Below are 13,360 nucleotides of genomic sequence, written 5' to 3' on the forward strand. Positions count from 1 at the left end.
GTCACTTCTCCCTGTTGGCTGTCGCGGCGTCGAGGAAGGCGGGGCGTTCCCCGCCGCCGTGGACGAGGAGGGACGCGCCGTTCACGTACGCCGCGCGTGCGGAGGCGAGGAAGACCGCCGCGTCGCCGATCTCGCGCGGCTCGGCGAGGCGGCCCGCCGGGACCGTACGGGCGACGGCCGCGAGACCGGCGTCGTCGCCGTAGTGCAGGTGGGACAGCTCGGTGCGGACCATGCCGGGGACGAGCGTGTTCACCCGTACGCGGGGCGCCCACTCCACCGCCATCGAGCGGGCCAGGTTCTCCAGCCCCGCCTTGGCCGCTCCGTACGCGGCCGTGCCCGGCGAGGGCCTCGTCCCGCTGACACTGCCGATCATCACGACCGAGCCGCCGGAAGCACGAAGGTGCTCGTACGCCGCCAGGGAGGCCCGCAGCGGGGCGGTCAGGTTCAGTTCGACGACCCGTGCGTGGCGCGCCGTCTCCCCTTCGCCCAGCAGCCGGTACGGCGTCCCGCCCGCGTTGTTGACCAGTACGTCGAGACGTCCGTACGCCGCCACGACGCCCGCGAAGAACTCCTGGACGGCCGGGCCGTCCCGCAGGTCCAGGGGCCGGAACTCCGCCTGCCGCCCGCCCTCTTCGACCACCGCGTGCGGCGGCCGGCGCGCGCAGACCACCACCCGCGCGCCCGCCGCCAGGAACGCCCGCGCGATGCCGGCGCCGACGCCGCGCGTGCCGCCGGTGACGACGGCGACCCTCCCTTTCAGTTCCATTCGCTGCTACCTTCCCACCTAACAAATGTTTGGTGGAAAGGTAGCTGATCCGCTCATGGGTGTCTCCACCGCAAGCCCCGCAGGACCGGAAGGGCCGGAAGGGCCGGACAAGGCCGTCGCCGTGGTCACGGTCGACTTCCCGCCCGTCAACGCGCTTCCCGTGCGGGGCTGGTACGCCCTCGCCGACGCGGTCCGCGCCGCCGGCCGGGACCCGGACGTGCGCTGCGTCGTCCTCGCCGCCGAGGGCCGCGGCTTCAACGCCGGCGTCGACATCAAGGAGCTGCTGCGCGACCCCGGCCACGCCTCGCTCATCGGCGCCAACCGGGGCTGCGCCGAGGCGTTCGCCGCCGTCTACGAGTGCGAGGTGCCCGTCGTCGCGGCCGTCGGCGGCCACTGCCTGGGCGGCGGCATCGGCCTCGCCGGCAACGCCGACGCGATCGTCGCCTCCGACGACGCCACCTTCGGCCTGCCCGAGCTGGACCGGGGCGCGCTCGGCGCCGCCACCCATCTCGCCCGTCTCGTCCCCCAGCACCTGATGCGCGCGCTGTACTACACCTCGCGCACCGCCACCGCCGCCGAACTGCACGCCCACGGCTCGGTGTGGAAGGTCGTCCCGCGCGCCCGGCTCCTCGCCGAAGCCCTCTGCCTGGCACGCGAGATCGCCCGCAAGGACGGCACCCTCCTGCGGCTCGCCAAGGCCGCGATCAACGGCATCGACCCCGTGGACGTACGCCGCAGCTACCGCTTCGAGCAGGGCTTCACCTTCGAGGCCAACCTCAGCGGCGTGGCGGACCGCGTCCGCGCCGGCTTCGGCGACGACACCCGGGACCAGGAGGGCGGCCGGCCGTGACCGACAAGACGATGACTCCCGAAGAGGCCGTCGCGGGTCTCCGCAGCGGCATGACCGTAGGCATCGGCGGCTGGGGGTCGCGCCGCAAGCCGATGGCCCTGGTCCGCGCCCTGCTCCGTACCGGAATCACCGACCTCACCGTCGTCTCGTACGGCGGCCCGGACGTCGGCCTCCTCGCCGCCGCCGGCAGGATCCGCGAACTCGTCACGGCCTTCGTCACGCTCGACTCGATCCCCCTGGAGCCGCACTACCGCGCGGCCCGCGAGAAAGGCGCCTTCGCGCTCACCGAGCTCGACGAGGCGATGTTCATGTGGGGCCTGCGCGCCGCCGCCAACCGGCTGCCCTTCCTGCCCGTCCGGGCCGGCATCGGCTCCGACGTGATGCGCGTCAACCCCTCGCTCCGCACGGTCACCTCGCCCTACGAGGACGGGGAGGAGTTCGTCGCCGTACCGGCCCTGCGCCTGGACGCCGCGCTGGTCCACCTGAACCGCGCCGACCGGTTCGGCAACGGCCAGTACCTCGGCCCCGACCCGTACTTCGACGACCTGTTCTGCGAGGCGGCCGACGCGGCGTACGTCTCCTGCGAGCAGGTGGTGGCGACGGCGGAGCTGACGAAGGAGGCGCCGGTGCAGAGCCTCCTCGTACAGCGCCACTACGTCACCGGCGTGATCGAGACGCCCAACGGCGCGCACTTCACCTCCTGCGCCCCCGACTACGGCCGCGACGAGGCCTTCCAGCGGCTGTACGCGGCCACGCCCTGGCCGGACTTCGCCGCCCGCTTCCTGTCCGGCGACGAGAAGACCTACCAGCGCGCCGTACAGGCCTGGCACGAGGAGCAGAAGTGAGCGCCGCCGCACCCCCCACCCGCGCCGAGTACTGCGTCGTCGCCTGCGCCGAGACCTGGCGCGGCAACGGAGAGGTGCTGGCCAGCCCCATGGGCACCGTCCCCGGCATCGGCGCCCGCCTGGCCGGACGCACCTTCTCGCCCGACCTGCTCCTCACCGACGGCGAGGCCCTGCTGGTCCGCCCGGACGGCACCCCGGAGGGCTGGCTTCCGTACCGCCGGCACCTCGAAATGGTCACGGGCGGCAGGCGCCACGTCATGATGGGCGCCAGCCAGCTCGACCGCTTCGGCAACCAGAACATCTCCTGCATCGGCGACTGGCGGCGGCCCGCCCGCCAGCTCCTCGGCGTACGCGGAGCTCCCGTCAACACGCTGAACAATCCGACGAGTTACTGGGTCCCGAAGCACTCCCCGCGCGTCTTCGTCGAGAAGGTCGACATGGTGTCCGGCGTCGGCTACGACAACGCGGCAGCCGCCGGGCCGAGCGCCACCCGCCACCACCGGATCCCCCGCGTCGTCACGAACCTCTGCGTCCTCGACTTCGACACGCCCGACCACTCGATGCGCCTCGCCGCGCTCCACCCCGGCGTCACCGCCGACCAGGTCCGGCAGGCGACGGGCTTCGCCCTCACCGTGCCGGCCGACGTGCCGTACACCCGCGATCCCTCCCCCGGGGAACTCCGCCTGATCCGCGAGGTCATCGACCCGGACGGCCTGCGCGAGCGGGAGGTCGGGCCCTGATGGAGACGGCGCTCACCGCACTCACCGGAGTCAGGCACCCGATCGTGCAGACCGGCATGGGATGGGTCGCGGGCCCCCGCCTCGTCTCGGCGGCCGCCGAGGCGGGCGCGCTGGGCGTCCTGGCCTCCGCGACGATGACCACCGAGCAGCTGCGCCACGCCGTGCGGGAGGTCAAGTCCCGTACGGACGCGCCCTTCGGCGTCAATCTGCGCGCCGACGCGGCGGACGCGCGGGCCCGTGTACGGATCGTCGTCGAGGAGGGCGTGAGGGTCGCCTCCTTCGCGCTCGCGCCCTCCCGGGACCTGATCGCCGAGCTGAAGGACGCGGGGGTCGTCGTCGTGCCGTCCGTCGGCGCGCGCCGGCACGCCGAGAAGGTCGCGGCCTGGGGTGCGGACGCGGTCATGGTGCAGGGCGGCGAGGGCGGCGGCCACACGGGAGAGGTGGCGACCACCGTCCTCCTCCCGCAGGTCGTCGACGCGGTGGACATCCCGGTGATCGCCGCGGGCGGCTTCTGCGACGGCCGCGGTCTGGTCGCCGCGCTGGCGTACGGCGCGGCCGGCATCGGGATGGGCACGCGCTTCCTGCTCACCTCCGACTCGACGGTCCCCGACCGGGTCAAGGCGCTGTACCTGGCGGCGGGCGTGCGGGACGTGACGGTCACGACGGCCGTCGACGGCCTCCCGCACCGCATGCTCCGTACGGAACTCGTCGACTCCCTGGAGCGGGCGGGCCGCACGAGGACCCTGGCGCGGGCCGTGCGCCGGGCGGCGGGGTTCCGGAAGATCTCCGGGCTGAGCTGGGCGGCGATGGTCCGCGAAGGTCTGGCCATGAGACACGGCAAGGACCTGACCTGGAGCCAGCTCCTGCTCGCGGCCAACACCCCGATGCTGCTCAGGGCCTCCATGGTCGAGGGCCGCACCGATCTCGGCGTGATGGCGTCCGGGCAGGTGGCGGGCCTGATCGACGATCTGCCCTCCTGCGCGGAGCTGGTGGCACGTGTCATGGCCGAGGCGGACGAAGTACTCGAACGGTTCCAGGCGCCCCGCACGTCGTCGCTCCCCACCCTGCCGACACCAGGGTGACCCCTCTCCCCACAGGAGTTGTCAGATGCCCCGTGCCCGATCCCGCCTCGGCCTGGCGACCGGAGCGGTCGTCACCGCTCTCGCGCTCGGCTGCCCGCCGGCCTCGGCCGTACCTTTGGAAGTCACCCCCACGGCCGTCGCCGCCGCTGCCGTTCCCCAGGGCGATGCGATACGCCAGATCCCGCTCCAGGGCGCGGTCAACGTCCGTGACATGGGCGGGTATCGCACGTACGACGGGAAGGAGACGCGCTACGGGCAGGTCTACCGCGCCGACGCGCTCAGCAAGCTCACGGACGCCGACGTCGCCGCCCTCGGCCGGCTCGGCCTGGCGAAGGTGGTCGACTTCCGGGTCGCGCCGGAGGTCCAGTACGACGGTCCGGACCGTCTGCCGCCCGGCCTCGCCGCCACGTCCCGGCCGGTCACCGACAACGGACTGTTCGCGCGGCTGCTGACCGCCATCGGGTCGGCGGACCCGGTGCGGCAGGAGGAGATGCTCGGGGGCGGCAGGGCCGCGGCGTTCATGCGGGACGTCTACCGCACGTTCGTCACGAGCCCCGAGAACCGGGCGCGGTTCGCCGAGACGCTGCGCGACCTCGCGCACAGCGACCGCCGCTCACCCGCGCTGTACCACTGCACCTCGGGCAAGGACCGTACGGGCTGGACGAGTTACCTACTGCTGCGGGCGCTCGGCGTACCGTCGCGCACGGCGGAGCAGGACTACCTGGCGTCGAACACCTATCGCGCGGCGCACGACGCCCGGGTGCGCGCGGGGCTGAAGCAGTCCGGACTGATGCAGAACCCGGATCTGCTGATTCCGCTCCAGGAGGTCCGGCTGGACTACCTGGACGCGGCCCTGGAGCGGGTGGAGGCGGAGTACGGCGGCCTCTACGGCTATCTCACGCGGGGCCTGGGCCTCGACCACCGCACACTCGCCGCACTCCGGGCGGCACTGCTGCGCCCCTGAGGCCCCGCACGCACCCGGCCCGCCCCCGACCCTGACACGGGAAGGGGGCGGGCCGGGGGTGTCTCGTGCCTAGGCGGCCGCGCTGCGGCTGCCTCCGGCGCCACGGCGTCCACGTCCACGCCCGCCCTGCGCCCGCTCACCCGGCGCACCGGCGCGAGCGCCGCCCTGCGTCCGCGCACCACCGGCGCCCTGGCCGCGGCCACCGCGGCCACCGCCGGCACCGGCGCCCGCGCCGCCCTGGGCACGCTCGCCCTGGGCGCGGCCGCCGCCCTGCGTACGGCCACTGCCGCCCGCACGGGCGCCGTTGCCCGCACTCGCACCGGTCCCGGCGCCGCCGCGCCCCGCGCCGCCGCCACGGCCGCCGGCGCCCTGCGGGCGCCGCTTCGGCTTCGCGGAAGCCTGCTGCTGCTGGGGGACCTCGATCACGATGGCGACGCCCGAGGGCTCGCGCGCACCGGTGATCCGGGTGAGCTCGTCGTCGCTGGACTTGACCCGCGCGGTCTGCGGGACGATGCCGGCGGCCGACATGAGCTGCGTCATCTCGCGCTTCTCGTCGGGGAGCACCAGCGTGACGACGCTGCCGGACTCGCCCGCGCGGGCGGTACGGCCGCCGCGGTGCAGGTAGTCCTTGTGGTCGGTCGGCGGGTCGACGTTGACGACCAGGTCGAGGTCGTCGACGTGGATGCCGCGCGCCGCCACGTTGGTCGCCACCAGCGCGGTGACCTGACCGGTCTTGAACTGGTCGAGTGTGCGGTTGCGCTGCGGCTGCGAACGGCCGCCGTGCAGCGCCGCCGCGTGCACACCGCTGGCCAGCAGCCGCTTGGCGAAGCGGTCCGCCGCGCGCTTGGTGTCCACGAAGAGGATCACGCGGCCGTCGCGGGCGGCGATGCGCGTGGCGACGGCCTTCTTGTCGGTCTCGTCGGCGACGTACAGCACGTGGTGCTCCATCGTCGTCACCGCGCCCGCCGACGGGTCGACGGAGTGGACGACCGGATCGGTGAGGAACATCCGTACGAGCCGGTCGACGTTGCGGTCGAGCGTCGCCGAGAACAGCATCCGCTGCCCGTCCGGCTCGACCTGCTTCAGCAGCGCCGTGACCTGCGGGAGGAAGCCCATGTCGGCCATCTGGTCGGCCTCGTCCAGGACCGTGATGGACACCTGGCCGAGGTCCGCGTCGCCGCGCTCGATGAGGTCCTTGAGCCGGCCGGGGGTGGCGACGAGCACCTCGGCGCCGCGGCGCAGCGTGTTCGCCTGCTTGGTGATCGACATGCCGCCGACGACCGTGGCCATGCGCAGGTTCACGGCCGTGGCGTACGGCGTGAGCGCGTCGGTGACCTGCTGTGCGAGCTCGCGGGTGGGGACCAGGACCAGGGCGAGCGGTGCGCGGGGCTCGGAGCGGCGGCCCGCGGTGCGGGCCAGCAGCGCGAGGCCGAAGGCGAGGGTCTTGCCGGAGCCGGTACGGCCGCGGCCGAGGATGTCACGGCCCGCGAGGGAGTTCGGCAGGGTCGCGCCCTGAATGGGGAAGGGCTCGGTCACGCCCTGGGCCGCCAGGGTCTTGAGCAGTGCCACGGGCATGTCGAGAGCGGCGAAGGCCTCGACGGCCGGCAGCGCCGGGGTGATGGTCTCCGGCATCGCGAATTCACCCTGCACGGGGGTGGCCCGGCGGGCGGGTCCCTTTGCGGGGGCCTTGCCGCGCGGGGCCTGCGCGGAGCGATTGCGGGCGGGGCGCGCGGAGCGGGTGGTGGCGGCGGGGCGGTCGGAGCGGGTCATTCAGGTTTTGCCTTCCTGGGAACAAGCACAAGCCGGGGCCCGCACCTTCACGGTGCGGGCCCCGGCTGGCGAGGTATCGCGTCGGCGAATTAGGCCGGGACGATGTTCTCCGCCTGCGGGCCCTTCTGGCCCTGCGTGACGTCGAAGGAGACCTTCTGGCCCTCCTGGAGCTCACGGAAGCCCTGGGTGGCGATGTTGGAGTAGTGGGCGAAGACGTCAGCGCCGCCGCCGTCCTGCTCGATGAAGCCGAAGCCCTTTTCCGAGTTGAACCACTTCACGGTTCCAGTAGCCATGTCATTCTCCTAAAAAACTGGGGCAGATCCGGAAATCCGCACTTCACGGATTCCACGTCGCCGCAATGAGCCCCATCCGGAGAACCGGAAAACAAAATGCGCCTGAGGAAGCATTCCCGTCAGGCGCACATAATGTTTATGGGTACCAAAACTGCAACTCGTCCACTCTAACACGATGCCGCCGGAGCACCACCCCTCGACGCCGAGAAGATCGTCGAACGGTCACGGACCCCGTCCGCGCCGTCACACGCGTTCGATGATCGTGACGTTCGCCTGGCCGCCGCCCTCGCACATCGTCTGGAGCCCGAACCGGCCTCCTGTCCGCTCCAGTTCGTGCAGCAGCGTCGTCATCAGCTTGACGCCGGTCGCCCCGAGGGGGTGGCCCAGGGCGATCGCGCCGCCGTTGACGTTCACCCGGGCGGGGTCGGCCCCCGTCTCCTTCAGCCACGCCAGCACGACGGGTGCGAACGCCTCGTTGATCTCGACCAGGTCGATGTCGTCGATCGCCAGGCCGGCCTTCTTCAGCGCGTACGCCGTGGCGGGTATCGGCGCGGACAGCATCCGGATCGGGTCCTCGCCGCGCACGGACAGGTGGTGGACGCGGGCCCGCGGCGTCAGCCCGTGTTCCGCGACCGCCCGTTCGGAGGCGATCAGCAGCGCCGCGGCCCCGTCCGAGACCTGCGACGAGCACGCCGCCGTGATCGTGCCGCCCTCCACCACCGGTTTGAGTGCCGCCATCTTCGCCAGGGTGGTGTCGCGGCGCGGCCCCTCGTCGGCCGTCACGTCCCCGTACGCCACCGTCTCGGGCCCGAAGCGCCCCTCGTCGATCGCGTGCAGGGCCCTCCGGTGCGAGCGGAGCGCGTACTCCTCCATGTCGGGCCGCGAGATGCCCCACTTCTCGGCGATCAGCTGCGCCCCGTGGAACTGGTTCACCGGCAGTGCGCCGTACCGCGCCCGCCAGCCCTCCGAACCCGCGAACGGGCCTTCCGTGAGCCCCAGGGGCTCCGCCGCCTGCCGGGACGCGAAGGCGATCGGGATCCGCGTCATGTTCTGGACGCCGCCGGCGACCACCAGGTCCTGTGTGCCGGACAGCACGCCCTGCGCCGCGAAGTGCACGGCCTGCTGTGACGACCCGCACTGGCGGTCGACGGTGACCCCGGGCACCTCCTCGGGCAGTCCCGCCGCGAGCCACGCCGTACGGGCGATGTCTCCGGCCTGCGGCCCCACCGCGTCCAGGCAGCCGAACACGACGTCCTCGACCGCCGACGGGTCGATGCCGGAGCGCGAGACGAGGGCCTTCAGGACGTGCGCCCCCAGGTCGGCGGGGTGAACGGCCGCGAGGCCTCCACCGCGCCGGCCGACGGGGGTCCGTACCGCTTCGACGATGTAGGCCTCGGCCATGACTGCTGCTCCTTCGTATGACGAACGTCGGACAAGCGGTTCACGTACGCAGAGCGATGCCGTCCAGGACCATGGACAGGTACTGGCGGGCGATCTCCTCGGGGCTGTGCAGGCCGCCGGGCCGGTACCAGGACGCGGCGACCCAGACGGTGTCGCGGACGAAGCGGTAGGTGAGCCGGATGTCGAGGTCGGCCCGGAAGACGCGCGCCTGCACCCCGCGCTCCAGGGTTCCCAGCCACGCCTTCTCGAACTTCTGCTGCGAGTCGGCGAGGTAGTGGAAGCGCGGCTGTGCGGACAGGTGCCTCGACTCCTTCTGGTAGATCGCGACGGCGGCGCGGTGCCGGTCGATCTCCCTGAACGACTCGGTGACGAGCGCCTCGATGGTCTCCCGCGGCCCGAGTCCGGCGGCGAGCACGGCGTCGTACCCCTCCCACAGCTCGTCGAGGAACGTGGACAGGATCTCGTCGAGCATCGATTCCTTGGAATCGAAGTGGTAGTAGAGGCTGCCGGCGAGCATGCCCGCCGCGTCCGCGATCTTCCGGACGGTCGTGGCGTTGTAGCCCTGGGCGGCGAAGACCTCGGCTGCCGTGCCGAGGAGTTCGCGCCGCCGCTCGGGCGAGGCGGTCACCTGGTTCTTCTTCTTGTTGGGCACGCTGCCATTGTCCGCCCGGGGACGGCCTTGCTAGGCACGGCGGCTGCTGACCGAGACCGTCTCGCCGGTCATGTACGAGGAGTAGCCGCTCGCCAGGAAGACGACGACGTTCGCGACCTCCCAGGGCTCGGCGTACCGCCCGAACGCCTCACGCCCGGTGAGTTCCGCGAGCAGCTCGGCGGAGGTCACCTTCACCAGGTGCGGGTGCATGGCGAGGCTGGGCGCGACGGCGTTCACGCGCACGCCGTACGCCGCCGCCTCGACCGCCGCGCACCGGGTGAGCGCCATGACGCCCGCCTTGGCGGCGGCGTAGTGGGCCTGGCCGCTCTGGGCGCGCCAGCCGACGACGGAGGCGTTGTTGACGACGACGCCGCCCCGGCCGGCCGCCTTCATGACACGCAGGGCCGCACGGGTGCAGCGGAACGTGCCGTTCAGTGTTACGTCGATGACTTGGGACCACTGTTCGTCGCTCATGTCGACGAGCTCGGCCGTGCCGCCGAGACCGGCGTTGTTGAAGACGATGTCCAGGCCGCCGTGTTCCCGTACGGCGAGGTCGAAGAGGGCCCGCACCTGGGCCTCTTCGGTGACGTCGCACGGCAGGGAGGCGACGTTCCCGGCGCCGAACTCCCCGGCGAGCGCCTCTTCGGTCTCCTTCAGGCGGCGTGCGTGCGCGTCGCCCAGGAGGACGCGCGCCCCCTCCTCCAGGAACCGCCGTGCCGTGGCGCCGCCGATGCCGGCGCCGGCGGCGGCGGTGACGACGGCCGTACGGCCCTTGAGCAGACCGTGCCCGGGAACGTAGGCGGGGCGTGGGGCGCGGGACTCCTCGACGCTGCTCATGGCCGTACGTTAACCTACCAAACACTTGTTAGGGAAGGATGAGCCTGATGCCCACGCCCGCCGCCCACGAGCCACCCGCCCACGAACCTTCCGTGCGGCACCAGCCGTCCGTGCCGCACGAGCCACCTGTGCTGCGGGAACCGCCCGTCCCGGACGAACCACCCGTGCTCTACGAGCGGCGCGGGACCCTCGCGTACGTCACGCTCAACCGGCCGCGCTACCGCAACGCCCAGAACTCGGCGATGACCTACGCCCTGGACGCCGCCTTCTACCGCGCGGCCGAGGACTCCGAGGTGAAGGTGATCGTGCTGGCGGGGGCCGGCGACCACTTCAGCGCCGGTCACGACATCGGCACCCCGGAGCGCGACGCCCATCTGCCCTTCGAGCGCCGGGCGGGCCTCTGGTGGGACCACTCCGACAAACAGGGAGCCGAGTCGCGCTTCGCCCGCGAGTCGGAGGTCTACCTGGGCATGTGCCGCCGCTGGCGCGAACTACCGAAGCCGGTCGTCGCGTCGGTCCACGGCGCGTGTGTCGCGGGCGGGCTGATGCTCGCGTGGATATGCGATCTGATCGTCGCTTCCGAGGACGCGTTCTTCGCCGATCCGGTGGTGCGGATGGGCATTCCCGGTGTCGAGTACTTCGCCCACCCGTGGGTGATGCCGCCGAGGATCGCCAAGGAGTTCCTCTACACGGGCGACCGGATGTCCGCGCGCAGGGCGTACGAGGTGGGCATGGTCAACCGCGTCGTGGAACGCGCCGAACTGGCGGAGCGGACAGCGGAACTGGCGCTTCGGATCGCCCGGATGCCACGCCTGGGACTGGCGCTCACCAAGCGGGCGGTGAATCAGGCGGAGGACCTCCAGGGCATGCACACCGGCATGGACTCGGTCTTCGGACTGCACCACCTCGCCCACGCCCACAACGCCGAGACCGCCGCGGACCCGCTCGCCGGGATGGACGTCTCCGCGATGAAGAGGGCGAGCTCCTGATGGATTTGCGGCACACCCCGGAGGAGGACGCCTTCCGCGAAGAGGCACGGGCGTGGCTGGCGGCGAACGTCCCCGAGCGGCCGCTGCCCTCCCTGGAGACGGAGGAGGGCTTCGCCGCGCACCGCGCGTGGGAGGCGCGGCTGCACGCGGACCGCTGGTCGGTGGTCGCGTGGCCGCGCGAGTACGGCGGCCGGGGCGTCGACCTCTTCACATGGCTGGTCTTCGAGGAGGAGTACTTCGCGGCGGGCGCCCCCGGGCGGGTCTCGCAGAACGGCATCAACCTCCTCGCCCCCACGCTCTTCGACCACGCCACCGACGAACAGCGCGCCCGGGTGCTGCCGTCCATGGCGAGCGGCGAGGCGATCTGGGCGCAGGCGTGGTCCGAGCCGGAGGCGGGGTCGGATCTCGCGTCCCTGAGGTCCCGCGCCGTACGCACGGACGGGGGGTGGCTGCTGTCCGGGCACAAGACGTGGTCCTCGCGGGCCGCCTTCGCGGACCGGGCGTTCGGGATCTTCCGTACGGACCCGGGCGCGGCGACACCGCATCACGGTCTGACGTACCTGATGTTCGACCTGAGAGCGCGGGGGGTCACCGTCCGCCCCATCGGCCGGCTCGACGGCAAGCCCGCCTTCGCGGAGCTGTTCCTGGACGACGTGTTCGTGCCGGACGAGGACGTCATCGGGGAACCGGGGCAGGGCTGGCGGATCGCGATGTCGATGACCGGGAACGAGCGCGGGCTGACGCTGCGCTCCCCCGGCCGATTCGTCGCCGCGTCGGAACGGCTCGTACGGCACTGGCGCGCGTCGGCGGATCCGTCGGACACCGCGCTGCGCGACCGGGTGGCGGACGCCGTCGTGGGCGCGCGCGCTTATCAGCTGTTCACGTACGCCAACGCTTCGCGCTGCGCGGCGGGCGCGTCCATCGGGGCCGAGTCCAGCCTCAACAAGGTGTTCTGGTCGGACTACGACATCGCTCTGCACGAGACGGCGCTCGATCTGCTGGGTGCGGACGGGGAACTGGCCGACAGCGCGTGGGCCGAGGGGCACGTGTTCTCGCTCGCCGGACCGATCTACGCGGGAACGAACGAGATCCAGCGCGACATCATCGCCGAGCGGCTGCTCGGCCTGCCGAAGGGCCGCCGCTGATGAGGTTCCTGCTGACCGACGAACAGGCCGCTTTCGGGCGTTCCCTGGAAGCGATGCTTTCGGCGGCGGACAGCCCGTCGGCCGTACGGGCGTGGGCTGCCGGAAACGCCGTTCCCGGGAACGCGCTGTGGGCGCGCCTGGGATCCGCCGGGGTCTTCGCGCTGGCCGTTCCCGAGGAGTACGAGGGCGTGGGCCGACTGCCGGTCGAACTGGCCGTGGCGTACGTGGAACTCGGGCGGTACGCCGTGCCCGGCCCGGTGGTGGAGACCGTCGCGGCCGCCGCGCTGCTGGCGCGCCTGGCCGAGCACGGCGAGGCGGGCCCCGCGAAGCGGCTGCTGCCGGCGCTGGCCTCCGGCGGGGCGAGCGCCACGCTCACGCTGCCCGGCGGGGGTCCGTACGCGCTGGACGCGGATGCGGCGACGTACGTCCTCGCCGTGCACGGCGACGAACTGCGGCTCGCTCCCGGGCACGGGGCGCTGCGCGCGTCCTCGGACCCGGCGCGGCGGCTGTACCGGCCCTCACCCGGGGGCGAGTTGCTGGCCTCGGGGCCCGCCGTGCGGGCGGCCGCCGGGTACGCCGCCGACTGGGCGGCGTTCGCCACGGCGGCGCAGTCGCTGGGAACAGGGCTCGCGCTGCTGGAGCGGACGGTGGCGTACGCCAAGCAGCGCACGCAGTTCGGGACGGCGATCGGCGGGTTCCAGGCGGTCAAGCACCGGTTGGCGGACACCCTGGTGGGTCTGGAGTTCGCCCGGCCGCTGCTCTTCGGCGCGGCACTGTCCATGACGACCGCCGACATCGCGGCCGCGAAGCTCACGACGGGCGAGGCCGCGTACGCCGCCGCGCGGACGGCCCTGCAGGTACACGGAGCGGTCGGCTACACGGAGGAACTCGATCTGTCCCTGTGGCTGCGCAAGGCACGTCCGCTGCGGGACGCGTGGGGGACGCCGTCGGACTGCCGGCGGAAGGTGCTGGCTGGTTCATGACATCTGATTCATGACATCCGGCGGTTCATGACATCCGGCGTGC

General features: G+C 72.6%; 14 protein-coding genes. 8 read left to right on the top strand and 6 right to left on the bottom strand.

Features of this window, described 5'->3' with window-relative positions; translation table 11 throughout:
* Window position 1 precedes the first annotated feature (1 nt).
* Window positions 2–766: an SDR family oxidoreductase gene (locus IE185_RS01345; protein WP_138909222.1), complete on the bottom strand. Its 765-nt coding sequence runs from the start codon at window positions 764–766 to the stop codon at window positions 2–4.
* Window positions 767–821: 55 nt separating this feature from the next.
* Here IE185_RS01345 and IE185_RS01350 point away from each other — a divergent pair, with 55 nt between their 5' ends.
* The 5 genes from IE185_RS01350 to IE185_RS01370 are packed head-to-tail and all read left to right on the top strand — an operon-like array spanning window position 822 to window position 5,247.
* Window positions 822–1,616 (top strand): enoyl-CoA hydratase family protein, encoded by a 795-nt coding sequence (locus IE185_RS01350; protein WP_229843304.1) that lies wholly within the window; start codon window positions 822–824, stop codon window positions 1,614–1,616.
* Entirely contained in the window at window positions 1,613–2,461 is an 849-nt protein-coding gene (locus IE185_RS01355; protein WP_138898192.1) for a CoA transferase subunit A, read from the top strand. The genes IE185_RS01350 and IE185_RS01355 overlap by 4 nt, the downstream gene beginning before the upstream one ends.
* Window positions 2,458–3,201 (top strand): CoA-transferase subunit beta, encoded by a 744-nt coding sequence (locus IE185_RS01360; protein WP_138898193.1) that lies wholly within the window; start codon window positions 2,458–2,460, stop codon window positions 3,199–3,201. The genes IE185_RS01355 and IE185_RS01360 overlap by 4 nt, the downstream gene beginning before the upstream one ends.
* Window positions 3,201–4,283 carry an NAD(P)H-dependent flavin oxidoreductase gene (locus IE185_RS01365; protein WP_138898194.1) on the top strand — a complete coding sequence of 361 codons (1,083 nt, stop codon included), beginning with the start codon at window positions 3,201–3,203 and terminating at the stop codon, window positions 4,281–4,283. The genes IE185_RS01360 and IE185_RS01365 overlap by 1 nt, the downstream gene beginning before the upstream one ends.
* A 25-nt stretch (window positions 4,284–4,308) precedes the next feature.
* Window positions 4,309–5,247, top strand: coding sequence for a tyrosine-protein phosphatase (locus tag IE185_RS01370; RefSeq protein ID WP_138898195.1), 939 nt, complete (start codon window positions 4,309–4,311; stop codon window positions 5,245–5,247).
* Between the two features lie 69 nt (window positions 5,248–5,316).
* Here the strand turns inward: IE185_RS01370 and IE185_RS01375 are convergent, their stop codons facing one another.
* The 5 genes from IE185_RS01375 to IE185_RS01395 all read right to left on the bottom strand — a co-directional run bounded on the left by IE185_RS01375 (window position 5,317) and on the right by IE185_RS01395 (window position 10,200).
* Complete coding sequence (locus IE185_RS01375; protein ID WP_189714449.1) at window positions 5,317–7,017, bottom strand: DEAD/DEAH box helicase; 1,701 nt, start codon at window positions 7,015–7,017, stop codon at window positions 5,317–5,319.
* Between the two features lie 89 nt (window positions 7,018–7,106).
* Complete coding sequence (locus IE185_RS01380; protein ID WP_015607926.1) at window positions 7,107–7,310, bottom strand: cold-shock protein; 204 nt, start codon at window positions 7,308–7,310, stop codon at window positions 7,107–7,109.
* A 243-nt stretch (window positions 7,311–7,553) separates the two neighbouring features.
* Window positions 7,554–8,711 (bottom strand): acetyl-CoA C-acetyltransferase, encoded by a 1,158-nt coding sequence (locus IE185_RS01385; RefSeq protein ID WP_138896627.1) that lies wholly within the window; start codon window positions 8,709–8,711, stop codon window positions 7,554–7,556.
* A 40-nt stretch (window positions 8,712–8,751) separates the two neighbouring features.
* A complete protein-coding gene (locus IE185_RS01390) occupies window positions 8,752–9,363 on the bottom strand; it encodes a TetR/AcrR family transcriptional regulator (RefSeq protein ID WP_138896626.1) in 612 nt (203 codons plus the stop codon).
* A 30-nt stretch (window positions 9,364–9,393) separates the two neighbouring features.
* The gene (locus tag IE185_RS01395) at window positions 9,394–10,200 is read right to left on the bottom strand and encodes an SDR family oxidoreductase (protein ID WP_138896625.1); all 807 of its coding nucleotides are present in this window, start codon (window positions 10,198–10,200) and stop codon (window positions 9,394–9,396) included.
* 47 nt (window positions 10,201–10,247) lie between these two features.
* On the opposite strand from IE185_RS01395, the gene IE185_RS01400 reads away from it, so the two are divergent.
* From IE185_RS01400 to IE185_RS01410, 3 genes are read left to right on the top strand one after another with little or no spacing between them, the layout of a single operon-like run.
* Window positions 10,248–11,189: an enoyl-CoA hydratase gene (locus IE185_RS01400; RefSeq protein WP_138896624.1), complete on the top strand. Its 942-nt coding sequence runs from the start codon at window positions 10,248–10,250 to the stop codon at window positions 11,187–11,189.
* Window positions 11,189–12,334, top strand: coding sequence for an acyl-CoA dehydrogenase family protein (locus tag IE185_RS01405; protein WP_138896623.1), 1,146 nt, complete (start codon window positions 11,189–11,191; stop codon window positions 12,332–12,334). The genes IE185_RS01400 and IE185_RS01405 overlap by 1 nt, the downstream gene beginning before the upstream one ends.
* On the top strand, window positions 12,334–13,317 hold the full coding sequence (locus IE185_RS01410) for an acyl-CoA dehydrogenase family protein (protein ID WP_138896622.1): 984 nt from the start codon (window positions 12,334–12,336) through the stop codon (window positions 13,315–13,317). The genes IE185_RS01405 and IE185_RS01410 overlap by 1 nt, the downstream gene beginning before the upstream one ends.
* The last annotated feature ends 43 nt before the right edge of the window (window positions 13,318–13,360 follow it).

The sequence above is a fragment of the Streptomyces chryseus genome (assembly GCF_014650755.1).
GTDB lineage: Bacteria > Actinomycetota > Actinomycetes > Streptomycetales > Streptomycetaceae > Streptomyces > Streptomyces chryseus.